We start from the raw sequence: 355 nt of genomic DNA, 5'->3' as shown, positions 1-355 counted from the left end.
GGGTCAAATCAAACAGGATCAAAGTGAACTCGCAAAAGAACACTGTTCCAAAAATATTGATAGTTTAGAGCTTAAAGAAAAAGTGACTCAGTTAAATAAACATAGGGCAGACCTACCCAAACCTACAGCTAAACAGCTCAAACAGTTAGAAGACGAGCATTTACCTCGCTTGCAAAAATACGAACAACAACTAGAAACTTTAGGTACTCGAAATAGTTATAGTAAAACAGATCCAGATGCTACTTTTATGCGAATGAAAGAAGATCACATGAAAAACGGGCAACTTAAACCTGCCTACAATACTCAAATAAGTACTGAAAATCAATTTATTACACATTATACTATTGCACAAAAA

Annotated in this window: 1 pseudogene; it reads left to right on the top strand. The window is 34.4% G+C overall.

Annotated features, from left to right (window positions below):
• A pseudogene (locus GOQ24_RS16660) lies at positions 1–355 on the top strand (IS5/IS1182 family transposase); the annotation flags it as partial.

The sequence above is a fragment of the Myroides sp. LoEW2-1 genome (assembly GCF_009767705.1).
Classification (GTDB): Bacteria; Bacteroidota; Bacteroidia; order Flavobacteriales; family Flavobacteriaceae; genus Flavobacterium; species Flavobacterium album_A.
Note: the sequence above shows the minus strand (reverse complement) of the source record. Positions and strands in the feature narration are given on the sequence as shown.